21 protein-coding genes are annotated in these 19,575 nt (G+C 55.3%); 6 read left to right on the top strand and 15 right to left on the bottom strand.

From position 1 onward, the window contains the following. The first annotated feature begins 44 nt into the window (after positions 1 to 44). A complete protein-coding gene (locus ACMGGH_RS16815; RefSeq protein WP_045260683.1) occupies positions 45 to 1,226 on the top strand; it encodes an aldo/keto reductase in 1,182 nt (393 codons plus the stop codon). A 141-nt stretch (positions 1,227 to 1,367) separates the two neighbouring features. Here the strand turns inward: ACMGGH_RS16815 and ACMGGH_RS16810 are convergent, their stop codons facing one another. After that, entirely contained in the window at positions 1,368 to 2,405 is a 1,038-nt protein-coding gene (locus ACMGGH_RS16810) for an aldo/keto reductase (RefSeq protein WP_045260527.1), read from the bottom strand. Between the two features lie 382 nt (positions 2,406 to 2,787). Here ACMGGH_RS16810 and ACMGGH_RS16805 point away from each other — a divergent pair, with 382 nt between their 5' ends. Then, positions 2,788 to 3,231 (top strand): PACE efflux transporter, encoded by a 444-nt coding sequence (locus tag ACMGGH_RS16805; RefSeq protein WP_069732957.1) that lies wholly within the window; start codon positions 2,788 to 2,790, stop codon positions 3,229 to 3,231. Between the two features lie 99 nt (positions 3,232 to 3,330). Then, the gene (locus tag ACMGGH_RS16800; RefSeq protein ID WP_028013164.1) at positions 3,331 to 3,702 is read left to right on the top strand and encodes a VOC family protein; all 372 of its coding nucleotides are present in this window, start codon (positions 3,331 to 3,333) and stop codon (positions 3,700 to 3,702) included. Positions 3,703 to 3,759: 57 nt separating this feature from the next. Here the strand turns inward: ACMGGH_RS16800 and ACMGGH_RS16795 are convergent, their stop codons facing one another. Beyond that, entirely contained in the window at positions 3,760 to 4,515 is a 756-nt protein-coding gene (locus tag ACMGGH_RS16795) for a DeoR/GlpR family DNA-binding transcription regulator (RefSeq protein WP_420299210.1), read from the bottom strand. An 86-nt stretch (positions 4,516 to 4,601) separates the two neighbouring features. On the opposite strand from ACMGGH_RS16795, the gene ACMGGH_RS16790 reads away from it, so the two are divergent. Then, positions 4,602 to 5,186 (top strand): NUDIX domain-containing protein, encoded by a 585-nt coding sequence (locus tag ACMGGH_RS16790; RefSeq protein WP_028013162.1) that lies wholly within the window; start codon positions 4,602 to 4,604, stop codon positions 5,184 to 5,186. Positions 5,187 to 5,269: 83 nt separating this feature from the next. Next, positions 5,270 to 6,028: a trans-aconitate 2-methyltransferase gene (gene tam / locus ACMGGH_RS16785; RefSeq protein WP_232948250.1), complete on the top strand. Its 759-nt coding sequence runs from the start codon at positions 5,270 to 5,272 to the stop codon at positions 6,026 to 6,028. 6 nt (positions 6,029 to 6,034) lie between these two features. Here tam and ACMGGH_RS16780 read toward each other — a convergent pair whose 3' ends face one another. From ACMGGH_RS16780 to ACMGGH_RS16755, 6 genes are all read right to left on the bottom strand, one after another. After that, positions 6,035 to 7,225 (bottom strand): cytochrome c biogenesis protein/redoxin, encoded by a 1,191-nt coding sequence (locus tag ACMGGH_RS16780; protein WP_232948249.1) that lies wholly within the window; start codon positions 7,223 to 7,225, stop codon positions 6,035 to 6,037. Positions 7,226 to 7,361: 136 nt separating this feature from the next. Further along, entirely contained in the window at positions 7,362 to 8,660 is a 1,299-nt protein-coding gene (locus ACMGGH_RS16775; protein ID WP_232948248.1) for an ATP-binding protein, read from the bottom strand. Further along, on the bottom strand, positions 8,657 to 9,397 hold the full coding sequence (locus tag ACMGGH_RS16770) for a response regulator (protein ID WP_028013158.1): 741 nt from the start codon (positions 9,395 to 9,397) through the stop codon (positions 8,657 to 8,659). Before ACMGGH_RS16770 ends, ACMGGH_RS16775 begins: the two co-directional genes overlap by 4 nt. Before the next feature lie 44 nt (positions 9,398 to 9,441). Further along, complete coding sequence (locus ACMGGH_RS16765; protein ID WP_232948247.1) at positions 9,442 to 10,437, bottom strand: alpha/beta fold hydrolase; 996 nt, start codon at positions 10,435 to 10,437, stop codon at positions 9,442 to 9,444. 145 nt (positions 10,438 to 10,582) lie between these two features. Then, complete coding sequence (locus ACMGGH_RS16760) at positions 10,583 to 11,023, bottom strand: GNAT family N-acetyltransferase (protein ID WP_232948246.1); 441 nt, start codon at positions 11,021 to 11,023, stop codon at positions 10,583 to 10,585. Positions 11,024 to 11,035: 12 nt separating this feature from the next. Further along, positions 11,036 to 11,506 carry a GNAT family N-acetyltransferase gene (locus ACMGGH_RS16755; RefSeq protein WP_232948245.1) on the bottom strand — a complete coding sequence of 157 codons (471 nt, stop codon included), beginning with the start codon at positions 11,504 to 11,506 and terminating at the stop codon, positions 11,036 to 11,038. A gap of 144 nt (positions 11,507 to 11,650) precedes the next feature. Here ACMGGH_RS16755 and ACMGGH_RS16750 point away from each other — a divergent pair, with 144 nt between their 5' ends. Beyond that, positions 11,651 to 12,199 (top strand): GNAT family N-acetyltransferase, encoded by a 549-nt coding sequence (locus ACMGGH_RS16750; RefSeq protein WP_232948244.1) that lies wholly within the window; start codon positions 11,651 to 11,653, stop codon positions 12,197 to 12,199. Here ACMGGH_RS16750 and ACMGGH_RS16745 read toward each other — a convergent pair. The 7 genes from ACMGGH_RS16745 to ACMGGH_RS16715 all read right to left on the bottom strand — a co-directional run bounded on the left by ACMGGH_RS16745 (position 12,187) and on the right by ACMGGH_RS16715 (position 19,556). Then, positions 12,187 to 13,101 carry a bestrophin family protein gene (locus ACMGGH_RS16745; protein WP_045260518.1) on the bottom strand — a complete coding sequence of 305 codons (915 nt, stop codon included), beginning with the start codon at positions 13,099 to 13,101 and terminating at the stop codon, positions 12,187 to 12,189. The genes ACMGGH_RS16750 and ACMGGH_RS16745 overlap by 13 nt on opposite strands. Before the next feature lie 200 nt (positions 13,102 to 13,301). Beyond that, positions 13,302 to 14,753 (bottom strand): tagaturonate reductase, encoded by a 1,452-nt coding sequence (locus ACMGGH_RS16740; protein ID WP_232948243.1) that lies wholly within the window; start codon positions 14,751 to 14,753, stop codon positions 13,302 to 13,304. 116 nt (positions 14,754 to 14,869) lie between these two features. Next, positions 14,870 to 15,397, bottom strand: coding sequence for a GNAT family N-acetyltransferase (locus ACMGGH_RS16735; protein ID WP_028013151.1), 528 nt, complete (start codon positions 15,395 to 15,397; stop codon positions 14,870 to 14,872). A gap of 82 nt (positions 15,398 to 15,479) precedes the next feature. Further along, entirely contained in the window at positions 15,480 to 16,445 is a 966-nt protein-coding gene (locus ACMGGH_RS16730; RefSeq protein ID WP_028013150.1) for a sensor domain-containing diguanylate cyclase, read from the bottom strand. 170 nt (positions 16,446 to 16,615) lie between these two features. Then, positions 16,616 to 16,978, bottom strand: a complete 363-nt coding sequence (locus ACMGGH_RS16725; protein WP_045260515.1) for a DUF4186 domain-containing protein — start codon at positions 16,976 to 16,978, stop codon at positions 16,616 to 16,618. Then, the gene (gene glsB, locus ACMGGH_RS16720) at positions 16,978 to 17,904 is read right to left on the bottom strand and encodes a glutaminase B (RefSeq protein ID WP_028013148.1); all 927 of its coding nucleotides are present in this window, start codon (positions 17,902 to 17,904) and stop codon (positions 16,978 to 16,980) included. The genes ACMGGH_RS16725 and glsB overlap by 1 nt, the downstream gene beginning before the upstream one ends. A gap of 62 nt (positions 17,905 to 17,966) precedes the next feature. Next, a complete protein-coding gene (locus ACMGGH_RS16715) occupies positions 17,967 to 19,556 on the bottom strand; it encodes a methyl-accepting chemotaxis protein (RefSeq protein WP_232948242.1) in 1,590 nt (529 codons plus the stop codon). Between the last annotated feature and the right edge of the window lie 19 nt (positions 19,557 to 19,575).

Raw genomic sequence — 19,575 nt, 5'->3', positions numbered from 1 at the left:
ACCACATTAATGAATCCTTTCTTCGCTATAGGGAGTTCCAGTTTATGAGCAAGATGATGCATGACCAGCATTCTGCTTCCGTACCCGCTTCCCGGGATCGTCGCAATTTTCTGATCGCCGGCGCCGGTCTGGCGTTGGCCGCTACCACCCTTGGCAGGAGCGGTGCAGTGATGGCGAACCCGGCTGGTCAGGACTCGTCGAACGCCCCTTCGGATGCTGTTCCCGTCCAGAAGGAGACCTTAACCACGCGTAAACTCGGCTCGCTGGAGGTTTCCAGCATGGGACTGGGGTGTCTGCCTATGGTGGGGTATTACGGCGGTGGTCCGCGCGATCGTAAAGCCATGGTGTCGCTCATCCGGGCCGCCTTCGAACAAGGCATTACGTTCTTTGATACTGCCGAGGTGTATGGTCCCCATCTCAGTGAAGAATTTGTCGGGGAAGCACTGGCCCCCGTTCGCGATCGTGTGGTGATTGCCACTAAGTTCGGTTTCGGCGTGGAGGAGGGGAAGCCAACCTCTCTTAACAGCCATCCTGATCATATCCGCCGCGCCGTAGAGGGCTCGCTAAAGCGTCTGAAAACGGACCATATCGATCTGCTTTATCAGCATCGCCCCGATCCGAATGTGCCGATCGAGGATGTGGCGGAAACCGTGAAGGCGTTGATCCAGGAGGGTAAAGTGAAACACTGGGGATTGTCGGAAGCGAGTGCCAGGACAATCCGCCGCGCACATGCGGTACTCCCTGTGACTGCAGTGCAGAGTGAGTATGCCATGTGGTGGCGTGAACCGGAGACGCGGATATTTCCAACGCTCGAAGAGCTGGGTATCGGCTTTGTACCTTACTGCCCGACCGCCCGGAGTTTCCTTGCCGGGGCAGTCAATCCAGATCAGCGGTTCGACAGCACAGATCGGCGGCATAACCTGCCACGTTTCCAGCCCGATGCCCTGGCCAAAAACATGGTACTGCTTGAATTTGCGCAATCGTGGGCCCGCCGCAAAAACACCACTCCGGTTCAGTTCGCGCTGGCATGGGTGATGGCACAACGGCCATGGATTGTCCCCATCCCGGGTACGACGCAATATCCGCACCTGATAGAAAATAGCGGTGCACCGCAAGTCCGGTTGACGGACAGCGAGTTACGCGAAATCGATGCAGCGCTTGCCAGGATCCCATTGCAGGGCGGTCGCGCAGATCCGTTTACCGAAAGTCAGTTTGATAAAAGTTAAACGGTGATGGCCACCTTTATACTTACTGTCACAGGGAGACTGTAGGTAAAGTCTCCCGGTTTGGCGATCCGACCCTGACATCACGAGTTGTTCATTGTCACCAACAGCGGGCCCGAACCAACGCCGGGCCAGGGTAGGGCATTAACAGTCCTGTATTGCTGAAGGCGGCGTGAGTGAAGGTGGCGTATCCGGAAGCGGGGGAATGATCCCGTCGACGGGGTGCGGTAGATAGCGTGCCTCGAGTTCCATGATTTCGGCATCGCTAAGTGAAAAGTCCAGCGCGCTGATAGCCGTGGAAAGATGTTCTGGTTTCGTCGCGCCGATGATCGGTGCTGTGATGACCGTTTTTGATAGCAACCAGGCAATTGCAACATGGGCTCTTGGCACATGGTGCTTTTCAGCAATGCTGGCAACAACATCAATAACGGGCTTATCCAGAAGGGCTGCGTTCTCATACATTTTTAACGCAAAGGCATCGTTTTGCGTTCGTCGGGACGTGACACTCCAGTCGCGCGTGAGCCTGCCTCGTGCCATTGGACTCCAGGGGATCACACCAACGCCCTGGTCTTCACACAGGGGCAGCATCTCGCGCTCTTCTTCCCGGTAAAGCAGGTTGTATTGCGGTTGCATTGTAATAAATCGGGTCCAGCCGTTACGCTCTGCCGTATGCTGCATTTTTGCAAAGCGCCAGGCTTCCATAGATGATGCGCCGATGTAACGTACTTTTCCTGATTTAACGAGGTCATGCAGAGCCTCCATGGTCTCTTCAACAGGCGTGGAGTGGTCAAAGCGGTGAATCTGAAAGAGATCCACGTAATCCATGCCTAAGCGCATCAGGCTATCGTCAATAGACTGAAAAATGGCCTTGCGGGAAAGAAACCCGGTATTGGGGGAGTTGCGCCACGGAAAGAAGGTCTTTGTCGCCACAACGATCTCATCGCGTCTGGCCATTTCTCTCAGCGCTTTTCCAGTGATCTCTTCAGAACTTCCGCCCGAGTAGATATTCGCGGTATCAAAAAAATTAATGCCCGCTTCAAGCGCCTGACGAATGAGCGGACGTGACGCCTTTTCATCCAGGGACCAGGGTTGAGGCAAGCGTTCAGGTTCACCATAGCTCATACAACCGAGACAAAGACGGGAGACTTGCAAACCGCTACGACCCAGATTCACATACTTCATTCTGTGTTCCTTCTTTTATTGCCAGCAATTCTGTATGTGAAAGGGTATTGCACTGACATGAAGGGAACCAGCATGCGCCATCGAATGGTGTTATGAGTTTTTTTCACAGATGGGCGTAATCGTCAGTGGGTTTTACATACAAACTGCGTGGCCAACGGTGAATCCTCAAGACTGAGGAGGGATACCTCCTGAGGCACGGCAATAGTCTTATTTAACATAATATACATTATGCGCACCAATGTAATGCCAGTCAAAATCTGCCTTTCTACGGTCGTGATTGCCCCGGTTCATTGATAGCTTGTGAAATCCCAACCTCTACGTTTATCCAATGTTAAAAGACGTTTGATATACTCCTGGCTTTGACCACCGCTGCTGTAGACTTATGGAAATCGAACTCAATAAAAGCTTTAAAGAAAGGATTTTCCACGCTGTCATTTTTGAAGTGACGGCCAACGTTATCATCGCTCTGTCTCTTGCGTGGCTGATGAACGTTTCGGTACTCCAGTCGGGTTCGTTGTCGGTGATATCTGCGCTTACCGCAACGGTCTGGAATTTTGTCTTCAATAAGTTCTTTGACGCCCTTCAGAAAAAACATCAGTTTCAACGAACGTTTCTCGTTCGCGCCATCCATGCAGTTGGGTTTGAAACGGGCCTTATCATCTCCTTAATCCCTGTGGCCATGTTCATGCTGAATTTAACGATCGCGGAGGCATTTTTTGTTGAGATTGGCCTTGTACTGTTTTTCCTGCCATACACGATGCTTTTTAACTGGCTCTATGATTATCTGCGTTGGACATTCGTAGGGAGTAAACGGTCTGTTGTGTAGCGAGTATTGATATCGGTCACATTCGCAACCCCTTGATCGTGTTGGACTCCACTCTCTTTCTATACTTCTCATTTCACCTTCACTTTTGAGGAGTCCATAATGTTTGATCATGTAAAATTCGGCGTCAGCGATTATGAGAAAAGTAAAACCTTCTTCCTCATGTCGCTTCAACCGCTCGGTGTCGAACTCGTCGATGAAGGCTCTCCAGACTATGGCGTCGAAATGAGTTCCGGCGATGTTTCTCTTTGCCTTTTTCAGTCGAATGATAAACCCGCTCCGCTTCATCTGGCCTTTGTGGCCACGACACGCCAGCAGGTTGATGACTTTTACCATGCCGCGCTGCGCGCAGGCGGACGCGACAATGGCGCACCGGGATTGCGCTCCTACGGTAAAAATTACTATGCCGCATTTGTCATTGCGCCTGATGGTCATAATATCGAAGCGGTATGCCATGCCCCCGAAGAAAGATAACTTAATTTCACCCGCTTGCGAGTACCCGCGCCAGCCAGTTTTCTGGCTGGCTCACGCTCAGGCCAATACGACCGATACCCCTTTTTCCGATATCGCATTGACCCAGCCGCGGTCGGTATCGCCTTCGACGACAATCGTATTCGCCAGCGCCACATCGCCAATAACAAATGATGACGCCGTATTTATTTTTTCCGGCGACGCCAGGTCAACCGTCTCGGCGGCTCTGCCGGAAAATGCACGTTTGATGCACGCCTCTTCGAAATCTCCGGTCGTCAGCCCTGCTTCCGGATGGATACCGGTCACGCCCATAAAGAACAGATCCGCATGAATGTTTTCGATTCCTTCGATGGCCGCCGCGCCGACGGCGACAATCGAGTGTTTATACAAACGGCCGCCGATCAGAATCACCTCGATGGAAGGATGATTGACAAGCCCCAGGGCAATGCTCGGACTGTGCGTCACCACGGTAATACGCAGGTCACGCGGTAAAAAAGCGATCAATTCTGAAGTGGTCGTTCCACCGTCAACGATCACCACCTGGCCCGAAGAAATCAGCTGCGCCCCCTTCTGCGCCACCTTTCTTTTGGCATCCATTTTAACGGACTGTCGTTCCGCGAAAGGCACAGTAGCGGAAGACGACGGCAGCGCGCCGCCGTGAACCCGCTGTAAACGCCCTTCTGCCGCCAGCTCGCGCAAATCGCGTCGGATGGTGTCTTCAGAGACGTCGAAGAGAACGCTAAGCGCTTTTGACTGGACTTGACCTTCGGCGCCGAGCTTTTCAAGGATCAACTGTTTTCGCTGACTGGTGAGCATGATGTATTCCTGATGTTGCATGTTTAATCTTGATAATGCACGATAATGCTGATATTGATAGTTACTCTACGTAAGGAGGACGAAACGTGCAATCAAAACGTGCAGATGTGCGCATCATTGACAGTGAAACCCTGTCCGATAACTGGTACTTACTTAAAAAATATACCTTTGACCTGCAAAGACGCGATGGCGAATGGCAGCGGCAAACGCGTGAAGTATATGACCGGGGGAACGGCGCCACGATCCTGCTCTACAACCGTGACCAAAAAACGGTGATTCTGACCCGCCAGTTCCGCTTCCCGGTCTTCATAAATGGCCATGAAGACAATCTGATTGAGGCAGCGGCCGGCCTGCTTGATAACATGGATCCGGAAAGCCGCATTAAAGCAGAGGCGGAAGAAGAGACCGGGTTTAACGTGTCGAGCGTGCAGAAAATCTTTGAAGCCTACATGAGCCCAGGCTCCGTAACGGAAAAACTCTATTTCTATCTTGCCGAGTATCAGCCGAAGGACAAAACCAGCGCAGGCGGCGGTATCAAAGCGGAGGGAGAAGATATCGACGTGCTGGAAATGCCCTTTGAAGAGGCCTTGCGGGGAATTGATACGGGCAAAATCGTCGACGGAAAAACCATCATGCTGCTCTACCATATTGCACTGAAAGGCATTCTGTAACCTGCCGCTCGCCCGACGCCTGTCCCGGTACAGGTGTCGGCCTGTGCTATCCTTGCTGAAACACGCAAAACGGAGATCTGAAGATGGCCGACTGGAACCCTTCGCTTTATCTGCAATACGGCGCTGAACGAACGCGCCCTGCCGCAGAGCTGCTTGCCAGAATTCCCCTGAGTGACGTTGCCACCATTGCCGATTTGGGCTGCGGGCCGGGAAACAGCACCGCGCTGTTGCAGCATCGCTGGCCAAAAGCGCAGATTGTCGGCGTCGATAACTCACCGGCTATGCTGGAAGAGGCGCGCAGCGCACTGCCCGACTGTCAGTTCGTTGAGGCCGATATCCGCCATTTCAGGCCAGGCCAGCCGTTGAACCTCATCTATGCGAACGCATCTCTACAGTGGATACCTGACCATTACGATCTCCTGCCGCATCTGGCGTCACTGCTCACGCTCAATGGCGTGCTGGCGATCCAGATGCCGGACAACTGGCTTGAACCCACGCATGTGGCGATGCGTGAAGTGGCGCTGGAGCAAGGCTACCCGGACCGTGGCCGCGAGCCGCTGCCTGGCGTGCATGCCTATTACGATATTTTATCGGAGGCCGGCTGCGATGTGGATATCTGGCGGACAACCTATTTCCATAAAATGAGTTCGCACCAGGCCATTATTGACTGGGTCAGCGCGACCGGTTTGCGCCCGTGGCTCCAGGAACTGAACGAGAGCGAGCAGCAACGTTTCCTGAAACGCTACCATGAACTGCTGGAAGAGCAGTATCCGCTCCAGGAAAACGGGCAGATACTGCTGGCTTTTCCTCGACTGTTTATGGTTGCCCAGCGTCAGCCCTGAACGGCGCTATGAACGGGCCTCTTTGAGCAGCTGCTGGATAATCTTTTCCTGCTGCTCATAATTCCCTTCGCCAAACGAGGTATAGCGTAGCTGACCTTTAGCATCGAAATAGTAGTGCGCGGGCCAGTACTGGTTGCCAAAAGCGTTCCAGATCTGATAGTTGTTGTCCGTCACAACCCGGTACGGCAGTTGCCATTTATTTACCGCGTTTTTCACCGAGGCGATCGGTTTCTCCCAGGGGTATTCAGGCGTGTGTACCCCTATGACGACCAGGCCCTGAGACTGGTATTTTGTTGCCCAGTCGCGCACGTGCGGAAGCGTATGCTGGCAGTTAATGCAGTCCCAGGTCCAGAAATCGATCAGAACCACCTTCCCGCGCAGTGATTCAGACGTGACAGGGTCACCATTTACCCAACCTGTTCCACCGCTTAATGAAGGCAGCTGGCTGCTGGGCTCGGTCATGACGACCGGTTGAAGCTTCGCCGGTTGCGCGGCGGGCTTTGCCAGATTCAGCAGCGCGGTTTCAAGACGATTCGCGACGCCGTTTGCGCCTTGCAGAACAGACGTCATCCCCGTTGCGTTGAAGACGACTGCCGCTAACATCACCACGCCTGCCGCCTGACGTAATTTTTCCATCAGCGCCGATCTTGCTCTCAGCGGCGCCATCAGCGTGCGGCCTCCGAAAACGAGCAGGCCCAGCATCAGCGCGCAGCCGCTACCATAGGCGGCCAGCAAGGCTCCTGTGGCAATGGCCGAGTGTCCGGCAATATTGATGCTGAAAATGGCGCCCAGAATCGGTCCCGCGCAGGGAGACCAGAGCAGCCCGACGGCAAGGCCGGCCAGAAAAGCCGATGCCATACCACGCGTTTGCCCGCTTCGGGTGTTGAGGACATTTCCCGCGCAGACTGCCGGCCCGGCGATACGCTGGGCAAAGACCGGAAAAATTAAGGCCAGCGCGGCCGTGGCCAGGACGATAAGCGCGATCCAGCGCCCGACGATAGTTGCCTCTGCTATCCACTCGCTGGCGACGGTGACGACCATCGCCACCAGGGTGAACATGACGATCATCCCCGCGAGCAGCGCCAGAATATGTCGCCGCTGCCCCTGAAAACCGGCGAACAGGAGAGGAATTACCGGGAGCGTACATGGACTGAGCAAGCTTATCATCCCGCCCAGGAAAGCAATTATCAGAAACATAGACACCTCACAATACAAGTCCTGCGATGCTGCAGTGAGGCTATTTCATCGTGCGGATGTGTTCAGGATATGTGTAAAAGCGTGGGTTTTTGTCTGGCTCTGTATCGGCCTCGCGGGGAGATACAGAACCGTACAATTAAAGGCGCGGGAGAGTAATCGAAACGTCCAGCCCTCCCTCTGCGCGGTTCTCCAGCTTTAGCTTTCCGCCCAGCTGAGCGGTGAGCTGCGCTGCGATCGCCAGGCCGAGTCCTGTCCCGCCGGTGTCGCGGTTGCGTGATGTTTCTACCCGATAAAACGGCTGTAATACCGCCTCCAGCTCGGCATCCGGTATCCCAGGCCCGCCGTCCATAATGTGAATCACCACCTCTCCGGCAGCCGAGTCATCAATGCTAATGGTGGCGTAGTCGCCAAATTTCAGGGCGTTATCCAGCAGGTTGGTCATCACCCGGCGCAGCGCCTGTGGACGCGTGACGATGGGCAAACGGTTTTCGCCTGCCTGAAACTGCACGTTTTTACCGATGTCCTGATAATCGCAGGCGATGCTGTTTATCCAGGCGTTCAGCTCCAGCTTCAGCGAGGTCTCTTCCAGTGATTCTGATGACCGGGCATACGCAATACCCTCCCGCACCAGACGAGACATGTTATCAAGGTCGTTTAAGAGCTTGTCGCGCAGGTCAGGCTGATCCGCCATTTCAACACGAAGCTTCATGCGGGTAATGGGCGTCTGGAGATCGTGCGATATGGATGCCAGGATCTGCGCCCGCTCCCTGAGATAGGACTGAATGCGCGCCTGCATCGCGTTGAAGGCATGTGCTGCCCGCTGCACCTCGACTGGCCCCTTTTCCGTCATTGGCGTGTTGGCGGCCGGGTCCAGGGAGTCTACCGCGCGGGTAAACTGTGAAAAAGGCCGTATCACCTGGCGTACGGCGATCCAGGAGCAGGCAGCCAGCACGAGCAGCTGCAGAATAAGAACAACGGGCAGCCAGCTGGCGACCGGCGGCATCCGTGGGATCAGGTCAATGGTCAGCGGCGCGCCATCATGTAACGTGAGATGCGCCTGGATATGAGAAATGGCGCCGGGAACGGCGGTGAAGCTTAGCGGGTACTGTTCCGCAAGCGTCGCTTTTAAGGTTCGGATGGCGTCCCGGGAACGCTTGTCCGTCGGCGCGTTCCCGGGCTCTCCCGGCCCCAGAATATAGCGGTAGTTACCCCGTTCAAGGCGCGGCAACCAGGCCGCGCGCTCGCTGGCGGGTAAGCGGTCTAAAATAGCCACGCTGGTCGCGACATCGTATTCCAGATTACCGAGCATCACCGTTCGGGCGCTGTGCATTCGCTCTATCATGACCAGCGTCAGGCTCAGGGCATTGGCGAGCAACAGGCCGGGCAGCACGACGATCAGCAAGCGGGCCAGCAGCGAGCGAGGCCAGAGCGTCATTCGTTAGCCTCTTTGATGGTGACCGGCATGGTAAACACATAGCCCTCGCTGCGCACGGTTTTGATATACGCGGGCGTGCGGGCATCTTCATTCAGACGCTGGCGAACCCGGCTAACCAGCAGGTCGATTGAGCGTTCAAACAGCTCGGCGTCACGCCCCTGCGTCAGGTTGAGCAGCTGATCGCGGGTCAGCACCCGCTGCGGGTGGTCAAGGAAAACGCGCAGCAGGCGATACTCCGCCCCGCTGAGCGCCACAATCACCCCTTCCGGGTCGATCAGGTGGCGGGCAACGGTATCGAGCTGCCATTCGCCGAACGTCACCAGCCGCCCTGCTTCCGTCACCTGTAAATTGGGCGGCATCGTGCGAAAACGGCGTAAAATCGCTTTGATACGCGCCAGCAATTCTCGCGCGACGAAAGGCTTTACGACGTAATCGTCGGCTCCCATTTCCAGGCCCAGGATCCTGTCCGTCTCCTCGTTACGCGCCGTCAGCATCAGGATGGGCAGATCTTTATATTTCCCGACGCGTAATTGCCGACACAGCGTAAGCCCGTCGTCGCCGGGCATCATAACGTCCAGCACCACCAGGTCGATATGCTGCTTGTCCAGCACGACGCGCATCTCTTTGCCGTTTGCCGCGCCGGAGGCGCGATAACCGGACTTAACGAGATAGTCGATAATCAGTTCACGAATATCCCTGTCGTCATCGACGACAAGGATATGATCAATATGCTCCACCGAAATCTCCAGACCGAAGGGTAACGTACTGAAAATAGCACATTTCAGAGTTTGTCAGCGTCAACAACTGCCTTGATGAAATCCTGCGGATCTTCCTGAGGCGGATTGTGCCCCACGGTTGCGCCGAAGGTACGGTGTTCATACTTACCGGTGAATTTACCCGCGTAGGCCTGCGGTGCCGGATGTGGCGCCCCGTTGTTTCCGCCTTCGATGGTGATCGTCGGAACGGTGATATTCGGCAGCGTGGCCAGTTTTTGTTCGTAGGCGTCGTATTTGCGCTCGCCTTTTTCCAGCCCTAAGCGCCAGCGATAGTTGCTGAGCGTTACCGCAACGTGATCCGGGTTATCAAGGGATTTGGCGCTGGCGTTAAAGACAGCGTCGCTAAATTTCCAGTCAGGTGAGGCCTGAGACCAGATCAAACGAGCGAAGTCATGCGTGTTTTTGGCATAGCCTTCAGCGCCGCGCTCGGTGGCGAAATAGAACTGATACCACCACTGCTGCTCCGCTTTTGGCGGCAACGGCTGTTTGCCAATCTGCTGGCTGCTGATGAGATAACCGCTTACCGAAACGAGCGACTTAACGCGCTCTGGCCACAGCGCCGCAACGATATCGGCCGTACGGGCACCCCAGTCATAGCCTGCAAACACCGCCTGCTTGATATTCAGGGCGTCCATCAGGTTCACGATATCTTTCGCCATCGCGGAAGGCTGGCCGTTGCGCGGCGTTTTTGCCGACAGGAAGCGCGTAGTGCCGTAGCCGCGCAGAGAAGGCACAATCACGCGATAGCCTTTTGCCGCCAGCGCAGGCGCGACTTCAGCGTAGCTGTGAATATCGTAGGGCCAGCCGTGTAACAGAATGACCGGTTGGCCGTCTTTAGGACCAATGTCGACATACCCGACGTTAAGATCGCCGGCGTTAATTTGCTGTGGACGATCGAAAGCCGCCGCTAAGTTAGTGCCGGTGACTTCGGCCTGACATGACATGACGGTGCCAAGGGAAACGGTGAGAGCAAGCGTTGAATAAGCGAGTTTGCTGAACATGTTGGTATCTCCGGTTGAGTACATTTCACGGGGATATAACAACAGTTCAATGTATAGCGGATATGTGCGGAAACGCGTTTATTGCAAGCCTGTGTATGTATCTGGAACACGGATACAGTGTGATACAAACACAGGCGTTTTTGCCTTAAAGGGAGAGACGATAGCGGACGTAATCGTCAGCGTCACCGTATCGATCGTAGAGTTTACGTGCCGGATTGTTCTCCCGGGTAACCCAGTAGAGCTTTGACCACCCTTCGCGCTTGCCTTCCGCTATCAAGGCATCAATAAGCGCCTTACCCGCTCCCGCGCTGCGCTCGGCTGCATCAACAAACAGATCTTCCAGGTAGCAGATGGGCGCGGTTGACCAGGTTCCTTCGTGCAGAACACACATTGCGAAACCGATGACCTTTGCGTCTTTCTCTACCACGCGGCAGAACATCGGTGAATGCGCTGAGAGCGCCCTTTCCCATGTCGATGCGGTAACGGACTCTTCAAGGTAGCAACCATAAAAATGGGTATAGCCATCCCACAGCGGTCGCCACTGGGAATAGTCGTCTTCGCGTAGAGGTCTTACCGTGACAGCCATGCGTTCCTCACATTACAAGTCGATTGCCATTTCAAAACAGCGTAAATCAGCCCCCGCCATACGCGAGTGATGATAGTTTTCGCGCAACGTCACAAACCCCAGCTTCTGATAAAAGGAGTGGGCGTTAGGCGTTGCATCCAGCCTCAGGCGGGTTATCCCCCGGCTGCGCGCCTCGTGTGTAAGCGCCTCGATAATTCTGGTCGCCATGCCTTTTCCGGTGGCTGAAGGCAAGGTGAATATGGCCTCCAGGCAATGGGTATCGAGATCCAGATAGCCGGTAGCCGCAATGACGCCCTTCTCGTCTTCCACCACGTAAAAAGGGTATTCAATGACCATTTGACGGTAATGCTTGGGCATAAGATCCGGCGTCCAGCGTGCAATCACGTCAGCGTCGTAGCTGGTTTTGCAGCCGTGACGAATCGCCTGATTGCGTATATTCCAGAGTATTTCGGCTTCCTGTGGATGAGCAGTTCGTAACGTCATATCACCTCTTCGATATTTCGCCATGAAAGAGACGTTGCCCAGTTTTGGTAGTGAATAACCACAGCACGCCTCACCAGAATGTGATAGAGATGAAAATACCAGAACGCAAACAAAAACATAACGCTTAAATAAGGAGATCCGCAGATGACAATACCGACCCTCACGACAGAACGTCTCCTGCTGAAACCGCTGGTCGCCGAAGATGCGGTTCAGATTCAAAAGCTGTATCCGCGCTGGGAGATCGTTCGCTATTTGGTCTCTTCCGTGCCCTGGCCCTACCCGGATAATGGCGCGGAAAACTATGTGAATAACGTCGCGCTGCCGGATATGGCAAAAGGGATAGCCTGGATCTGGAGCATCCGCCGTCGTGAGGTGCCGGATGCGTTGATGGGGATTATCTGTCTGTACGATGTTGACGATAATAACCGCGGATTCTGGCTGGCGCCGGAGTTTCAGGGACAGGGATATATGCGTGAGGCCAGCATTGCCGCGACGGATTACTGGTTTAATACGCTCAACAAACCCGTTTTGCGGGCGCCGAAGGCCGCCGCGAACAGCCGCTCCCGTCGTATTTCAGTCAGCAGCGGCATGCGGCTCATCAGAACGGAAAAGAAAGCCTACGTCAGCGGGATATTGGACTCCGAACTGTGGGAGATCACCCGCGACGAGTGGAACGCCCATCAGGTCAGCTGATAGTATTTATCCGGCATCAGCCTTTCCGGAATGTTCTCTTCATCGTTCATCTGCAGCAGATCGCGTTCCATCATGTTGCAGATGGCGTCCAGCGGAAGGTCGTTATCTTCTGTGCCAAACGGGTCTTCCAGCTCTTCCGCCAGGGTGTCCAGCGAGATAAAGGTGTATGAGATCAGCGCCGAGACAAACGGCGTCATGTAGTGCAGATCCACAACCAGCGCGAACGGCAGCATGATGCAGAACAGATACACCGTGCGGTGCAAAATCAGCGTATAGGCAAACGGCACTGGCGTTGTCGCAATCCGTTCACAGCCGGAAAGGACGATGGACATATCGTTCAGGCGGTTGTTCAGGCTGTGGAACAGGATGTCCGAAAGCTGCCCGTTACGCCGCCGCACGGCCAGCCACTCCCCCATGACCAGCAAAATACGGTTCGCCGGCGAGTTGGCGCCCATTACCTGAGCTAAAACGTCCGGGGCAAGATAGCGAGAGAGCTGGTCAGCGTTCATTTCCCGACGCAGGGTCATGCGCAGGCAGTTGGCAAAGGCGATCTGCAGGCGGACAAATTCTCCCAGGTGCTTATCGTCCGGCAAGGTGTTTTTTACCTCGCGAAACAACGAGCGTGCCGCTATCATCAGTTGCCCCCACAGCTGGCGAGCCTCAACGTAGCGTGAATAGCAGGCGTTGTTTCTGAAACCAAGAAAGATTGCGATCGCCACGCCGAGAATGCTAAATGGCGCCACGGTAAATTTTATGCCCAGCGAGGTATACCACGGCAGCATCAGGATAACGGCGATAGAAAGCAGGAAGTTGAGCAGCAGTCGGGTATAGATTTTGGGGAGTACCGAACCGTGCCAGACAAAAATCAGTTGTAGCCAGTGCTGTTTAGGACGAACAATCATAGTGAGTTTCAGGCAAGAAAAGAGCGTGGCTATTAAACGTGATCCCCATCACGGTTGCAAGCATGTTAACGGAACATTGCATTCTCTCACCTGAAGAATGAAAACCGCACGGTGCTGCATTTGATTTTAAAAACAGGGCAAATAGTATGTTGTAACTAAAATAATGCCTGTTTAAACCCGGCCGAAGCCGGGTCACGTAATTAGCAAAGCGGCTTCACCGCTGCGCGCATGCCCTTCAGCAGAATGGCATCAAGATCCCGCGTCACCTGGTCAACCAGACCGTCCACCTTCGTCAGGTCCTGCTCCCAGTGCGCTTCTACGCTCAGCGCGGCGTGAACCAGTTCGCGGGTAGCGAGCTGATTATCGCGATGCTGCGCCCATAGCTGTTGATAACGTTCCAGCCAGAACGCATCATCCTGCACCGGATAGTTCTCTCCGTTACGCTCCGCGCGATAAAATGCGATCAGTGCCGCTAACGCAAACGTCAGACGCGCTGGCAGTTGACCTGAGGACTTCTGCCCTCCCAGCAGCTGCGGAAGAATACGCGTGCGATACTTGGTCATGCCGTTGAGCGCGATGGAAAGCAGCTGGTGTCTGATGTAGGGATTTCGAAAACGCCCCGTTACCGCGCTGGCGAACGACTCCAGTTCGTCGCGGGGCAAATCGAGAACCGGAATAATTTCCTCATAAATTGCTTTTTCGACGAAAGCGCACACGTCTTCATCATTCATCGCCTCGCCAACCGTATCCAGCCCGGCCTGATAGGCCACCGGTACCAGCGCCGTGTGCGCACCGTTTAGAATGGCGACTTTACGCTCTTTATAGGGCTTGATGTCGTCGACAATCAGCACGTTTAACGGGTACTTATCCAGGCGCAGTTCACCAGCCAGCGAGGCTGGCCCCTGAATGACAAACAGATAAAAGTGTTCAGCCGTGTCCAGGAACCCATCCTGATAACCCAGCCCGGCCTCAAGCGTGTCCACTTCATCGCGCGGGTAACCGGTCACGATACGGTCAACCAGCGTTGAGCAGAAGTGGTTTGCCTCGTTCAGCCACTGGATAAAGGCGGCAGGCAGCGCCCACTCGTGGGCATAGCGCAACACAAGTTCACGCAATGCGTCACCGTTGTAGTCAATCAGTTCACACGGAATGATAACCCAGCCCTTGTCAGGCGCGCCGTTAAAGTGGCTAAAGCGCTCAAACAGCAGGCGCGTTAGCTTCGCCGGGTAGCTGACGGCAGGCGCATCGTCGAACTTATCCCCCGCGTGATAGCTGATTCCGGCTTCGGTGGTGTTCGAGAAAACAAAGCGCATATCCGGACTGTGTGCCAGTTTCAGAAAGGCGTCGTAATCGTCGTAGACGCTGATTTCACGGTTAACAGAGCGGATAAGTCGGGCTTCACTCACCTCTTCGCCCTGCTCATTCAGGCCACGAATGATGGTGGTGTACAACCCATCCTGCGTGTTCAGCGACGGCGGGAAGTCGCTCTGAATAGGACGAACGATAACCACACCGGCGTTGAGATCGGTATGTTCATTCAAAAGGTCAATTTGCCAGTCGACAAACGCACGCAGGAAATTGCCTTCGCCAAACTGAATAATGCGTTCGGGATACTGCGCACCGGGAAAATCACGACGGTTGAGCGTGTTCACAAGAGGGTTCCTTTTATGATTAGTCATACAACCTGATAAGATTGGTACGATAACTTATCAAAACTTTACGACCAGAAACCCTGTTTCGATCAATCCCCGGCGTGGTTGTGAAAAAATTATAAGAATTTATAGAACACCGACGTGGCCGTCATAGCGCCGTCCGGCATCAGGGCGTAGCGCGGGATCTCACCGACCTTTTGCCAGCCGGCACGCTGGTAGAAGGTTTCGGCGCCGCTGCCGGTGGAGGTATCGAGCACCAGAACCGAAATGTTTCTGGCCCGGGCCTCAGCTTCCAGCGCTTCCATCAGCGCCATTGCGGCCCCTTTTCGACGCGCTTTTTCATGAACCAGCAGCTTTGCCACGTCCGCACGGTGCGGCTGGTTTTCCGGCTGGTCGGTAATCATTTGCACCGTGCCGATGACGCCCTCCTGCGGATCAATACTGGCCAGCACCACGCGCTCGTTGCGCCCTACGCTGTCAGCTATGCCGAGCCAGAATGAACGGGCCTTCTCCAGGTTAAAGGGCAGCATAAAGCTGACGGATGCCCCGCCGTTTACGCAGTTTTCGAGGATCCCGGCCAGCGCATCAAGATGAGTGAGAATGTCGTCGCGGGTGAGGTTTTTGATTTGCAGTGAGGTATTCATTATTTGTCCTTACGTTGAATACCCTCACTTTGCATTTAACATTTTATTAACGCAAACGGAACGGTCATACGCTTTTGTTATGTCATCTGGCCCGCTGCCGCTGCTGCTTCATGGCATACATTTTTTCATCGGCATCTTTGAGCCACTGCTGCAGGTCGTTGCCGTTATGATCGAATTCGCTCAGCCCCCAGGAGAACAGAAGCGACCACGGATGTAGCTTGCGTGCATTGTAGTTTTCGACCTGCTCGGCGAGATACTGCATGGCAATCCACGCGCCCTTCTCATCCGTATCAGCAAACAGCACGGCAAACTCATCGCCACCAAAACGAACCAGCATATCCGCTTCGCGGAAAGAGGCGCGCATCAGCTGCGCCATGGTCTTTAACGCCTTATCCCCCTCTTCGTGCCCGTAGCGATCGTTAATCTCCTTGAAACGATCCAGATCCAGCCAGCCGAGCGTTAACGGCTCAGCCCGGCGTCGGGCGATGGAGAGCGTGAACCGCACGAGCTGGTTAAAGCCCCGTCGGTTGAATAATCCGGTCAATTCATCCGTGGTCGCCGCGCTGATTGCCGCAAACTCATCTTCAGCCAGCGCGCCCAAATCCCCCAACACGGCGAGATCGGTCGCTGAGAACTCCCGCGGTGCGTAGTCAATCAGGCAAAGCGAGCCAACGCTTGCGCCGTTGCGTAAACGCAGCGGAAAGCCTGCGTAAAACCGCACGCGAGGTTCGCCGGCCACCAGCGGGTTATCCGCAAAACGATCGTCCTGAAGCATATCCCCGACGATCAGCGGTGCTTCGGTGAGGATGGTATGGCCACAAAAAGAGATGTTGCGCGGAACGGAATCGGGTGCCTGCCCATCCGCAGACTTAACGATCAGCGTATGCTCATCAATAAGGTTGACCATGGCCAGCGGTACCTGGAAAAAGCGTTTTGCCAGACGCGTTAAGCGGTCAAACGCCGGGGAACTGTCAATCTCAAGCAGACCCGATTCGCGCAGCGCGTTAAGTCTGTCAATTTCATTTTCAGGTGTTGCAGGTGCTTTCATAATGTCTCCTGACGTAAAGCGTTACTCAAAGCGTAGCTTAAACCGAGACATTGTCAGCGTTCGACGTCCTGTTAAGCCGCTATCCATTTCACGTCAATGCGTTATGACGATTTGCTCGTCCGCCAGCCAGGTACGAGGCTGCAGGCGGTAAGCGCAGAACGCATTAAATATCATTTTTGGGCGTTCATCTGTATCACCAGCCAGCGGTGGATCACGCTGACGATATAATGTTGCTGCTGCGCGCTCAGCTGCACGCCCTGGGGAATGTTATGCCATTTTGCCAGACAGCCCCGACAGCAGGTCGCGGTGGCATGCTGGGCGATAAACACCGGGTGGCCACGCATGGGCGTCTGCTTGCCGTCGTTTGCGGGTTGCGCGGGTGCAAGGCGTTTAGCGACAAAATCGGCGGCATGCTGGTCAATGGTTTCGGGGCCTTTGTCCCAGCAGTACTGTCGTTCCTTATTGCCCAAGCGGAAGCGCGAGCGAAACGTCGATCGCGCCAGGCGGGAAAAGAGGGGATCCAGGTCTGACATCAGTATACAGAACGTCCCAGGCGTTGGGTCAGCTTCTCCAGAACCGCCACGCCGGCAAGTGAATTTCCCGTTTCATCCAGCTCCGGGCTCCAGACGGCAATCGCCATTTCATGCGGCACTATCGCCACCACCCCGCCGCCAACGCCCGATTTGGCCGGAAGGCCAACCCGCCAGGCAAACTCCCCGGCGTTCTGATACATGCCGCTGGTAGCCATCAGGGCGTTAACCTGACGGGCCTGAAGCGGGGAAACCACCTCCTGATCGAGATGCGGCGCGTGCCCCTGGTGCGCAAGGAACAGAAACGTCTGAGCCAGCTCAACGCAGTTCATCTTCAGGGCGCAGTAATGGAAGTAGTTTTGCAGCACGGTCGCCACGTCGTTGTGGAAGTTACCGAAGGATTTCATCAGCCAGGCGATAGCCGCGTTGCGGGCGGAGTGTTCAAACTCCGAGCGCGCCACCACCGAATCATAGGCAATATCGTCCACGCCAGAAAGCTGACGAACAATCTCAAGCATTCGCTGACGCGGTGCGCTGAGGCGGCTTTGCAGCATATCGCAGACCACCAGCGCCCCGGCGTTGATAAAGGGATTACGCGGTTTACCCTGCTCGATTTCGAGCTGAAGCAGTGAGTTAAAGGGCTGACCGGACGGATCTTTTCCCACGCGCTGCCAGATCTCTTCTTCCTCATACTGGCGCATCGCCGCGACCAGACTCAGCACTTTAGAAATAGACTGAATAGAAAAGCGTTCAGTGGCATCGCCTGCCTGGTATCGCTGTCCGTCTATGGTACAGATAGCGATGCCCAGCTTATTCCCGCTCACCGAGGCAAGGGCCGGAATGTAGTCGGCTACCTTCCCCTTTCCTAATAACGGACGAACCTGCGCCAGAATCTCGTCCAGCATCTCATTATGGATGACCGCAGCCACTCTTTGCTCCTTGCCCTCAGGCTAAAACGGGCTGCGAGTATAACAGAGGCTAATGTATTGCGTCAGGCGCTAAGACGAAAACGCGAAACGGCCTGCAATAAAAGATCGGACTGCTTTTGCAGGCGTTCAGAGGCCTCCGAGGCGTCAGAAACCAGCAGATCCGTCTGGCGCGAGACCTGATTCAGCGCCTGTAGCTGGCGCGTCATCTGGTGAATACTTTCTCCCTGACTGAGCGTGGCGGTCGAGATTTCATTCAGCAAACTGCTTAAATTGCCCACCAGACCGGTGACCTGCTGCAGGTTCTCTTCCATCAGATTCACGGCGCGGGAGCCGTCTTCAATGCCCTGCACGGAGCGGTTGATCAACTCCTGAATGGTCTGCGTCGAGTGGCTGCTCTTTCGCGCCAGGAGCCCGACTTCCCGGGCGACGACGGCAAACCCGCGCCCCTGGTTTCCGGCATGGGCGGCCTCAATGGCGGCGTTGAGCGCCAGAATGTTAGTCTGAAACGCCACGCTGTCGATCATCGCCACGATCCCGCGCATCTCTGACGATCGCTCGACGATCGCCTGCATGGAGGCATTCACGGTCGACATCATCTGGTCGCCTCCTACGGCAGCCTGACGCGCTTCATCCGCGCGCGAGCTGGCGAGGCGGGCATAGCCGGTATTCCCTTCCACGTGGGTTTCCAGCGCCGCGATATGCGCTGTAACCTCCTCCAGCTCCTTTGCCTGACGCGCCGACTGCTGGTACAGCTTCTGGTTTCCCTCCGCGAGGGAGCCAATGTTCTCCACCATCGTGGCTGTGGCGTGGCTGACCTGCGTCACCAGCTGCTGCAAGCCGCGCTGCATGGTGGCCACGCTGTCGCTAAGCTGCCCCGTCTCCCGGTTAAAGCGCATCACGTTTGGCGGCGTGCCGGAGAGATCTCCAGCGGCCAGCCGGTTAATATGCGCAATAAGCCGACGCAACGGCGTAATCACCCACCTGGACATGCCGAACCAGACGGCTGCGGAGATGGCGAGTAGCAGAACCGGCGCCAGCAGGAACAACGTTTGCAGACCGGAGAGCTGCGCCATTAAGGCCTGACGCCCCTGCATGGCCTGCTTCTCGCTGGCCTGCTGATAGCGCGCGTAGTTGTCGTTAAAGTCGGTCTGAAACGCCTGTGCCGGCACGGCAAAAAAGGCATCAATCGAGTTGGTTCTGACAAGCGCTTCCGATTGCTCCTTAATGGCATCGTAGAAAAGCTGGTAACTGTTAATCAGCGCCTCATCTTTTGGCGGGCTGAGCGCCAGCCAGGCCTTCCATGCCTGCTGAGAAACCGCCAGCGACTTTTGTGCGTCGTCCATCAGGCTGTGCCAGCTTCCTTCCGAGCCGGTTTCTTTATCCTGCATAAACCAGACGCCGGAGCGGTTGAGCAGATCGCTCGCCGCCAGCAGGGAGACGCGCGCCAGATCCAGCTTGCTCTGCTGCTGATACGCCAGCAGGTTTTGTCGTTCATTGCGCTGAGCTTCCTTCAGGGAGGCGTTCAGCAGAAAGGATGAGGAGAGCTGCAGCGCGGAGAAAAGGCCAATAATACAAAAGATACCCGTCAGCAGGCCAAACTGGCGAGGGATAAGACGCTGCGCAATACGGCGAAAAATTTGCGTTAGGTTCATAATTTTCTTCAGTAACAAG

Origin of the sequence: Enterobacter sp. BNK-16 (assembly GCF_048684955.1) — a bacterium.
Taxonomy (GTDB): Bacteria; Pseudomonadota; Gammaproteobacteria; order Enterobacterales; family Enterobacteriaceae; genus Enterobacter; species Enterobacter bugandensis.
Note: the sequence above shows the minus strand (reverse complement) of the source record. Positions and strands in the feature narration are given on the sequence as shown.

Coding starts and splice junctions, on each gene's coding strand:
- ACMGGH_RS16815 (WP_045260683.1), top strand. CDS start 45: ATGAGCAAGATGATGCATGACCAGCATTCTGCTTCCGTACCCGCTTCC.
- ACMGGH_RS16810 (WP_045260527.1), bottom strand. CDS start 2,405: ATGAAGTATGTGAATCTGGGTCGTAGCGGTTTGCAAGTCTCCCGTCTT.
- ACMGGH_RS16805 (WP_069732957.1), top strand. CDS start 2,788: ATGGAAATCGAACTCAATAAAAGCTTTAAAGAAAGGATTTTCCACGCT.
- ACMGGH_RS16800 (WP_028013164.1), top strand. CDS start 3,331: ATGTTTGATCATGTAAAATTCGGCGTCAGCGATTATGAGAAAAGTAAA.
- ACMGGH_RS16795 (WP_420299210.1), bottom strand. CDS start 4,515: ATGCTCACCAGTCAGCGAAAACAGTTGATCCTTGAAAAGCTCGGCGCC.
- tam (WP_232948250.1), top strand. CDS start 5,270: ATGGCCGACTGGAACCCTTCGCTTTATCTGCAATACGGCGCTGAACGA.
- ACMGGH_RS16780 (WP_232948249.1), bottom strand. CDS start 7,225: ATGTTTCTGATAATTGCTTTCCTGGGCGGGATGATAAGCTTGCTCAGT.
- ACMGGH_RS16775 (WP_232948248.1), bottom strand. CDS start 8,660: ATGACGCTCTGGCCTCGCTCGCTGCTGGCCCGCTTGCTGATCGTCGTG.
- ACMGGH_RS16765 (WP_232948247.1), bottom strand. CDS start 10,437: ATGTTCAGCAAACTCGCTTATTCAACGCTTGCTCTCACCGTTTCCCTT.
- ACMGGH_RS16760 (WP_232948246.1), bottom strand. CDS start 11,023: ATGGCTGTCACGGTAAGACCTCTACGCGAAGACGACTATTCCCAGTGG.
- ACMGGH_RS16755 (WP_232948245.1), bottom strand. CDS start 11,506: ATGACGTTACGAACTGCTCATCCACAGGAAGCCGAAATACTCTGGAAT.
- ACMGGH_RS16750 (WP_232948244.1), top strand. CDS start 11,651: ATGACAATACCGACCCTCACGACAGAACGTCTCCTGCTGAAACCGCTG.
- ACMGGH_RS16745 (WP_045260518.1), bottom strand. CDS start 13,101: ATGATTGTTCGTCCTAAACAGCACTGGCTACAACTGATTTTTGTCTGG.
- ACMGGH_RS16735 (WP_028013151.1), bottom strand. CDS start 15,397: ATGAATACCTCACTGCAAATCAAAAACCTCACCCGCGACGACATTCTC.
- ACMGGH_RS16730 (WP_028013150.1), bottom strand. CDS start 16,445: ATGAAAGCACCTGCAACACCTGAAAATGAAATTGACAGACTTAACGCG.
- ACMGGH_RS16725 (WP_045260515.1), bottom strand. CDS start 16,978: ATGTCAGACCTGGATCCCCTCTTTTCCCGCCTGGCGCGATCGACGTTT.
- ACMGGH_RS16715 (WP_232948242.1), bottom strand. CDS start 19,556: ATGAACCTAACGCAAATTTTTCGCCGTATTGCGCAGCGTCTTATCCCT.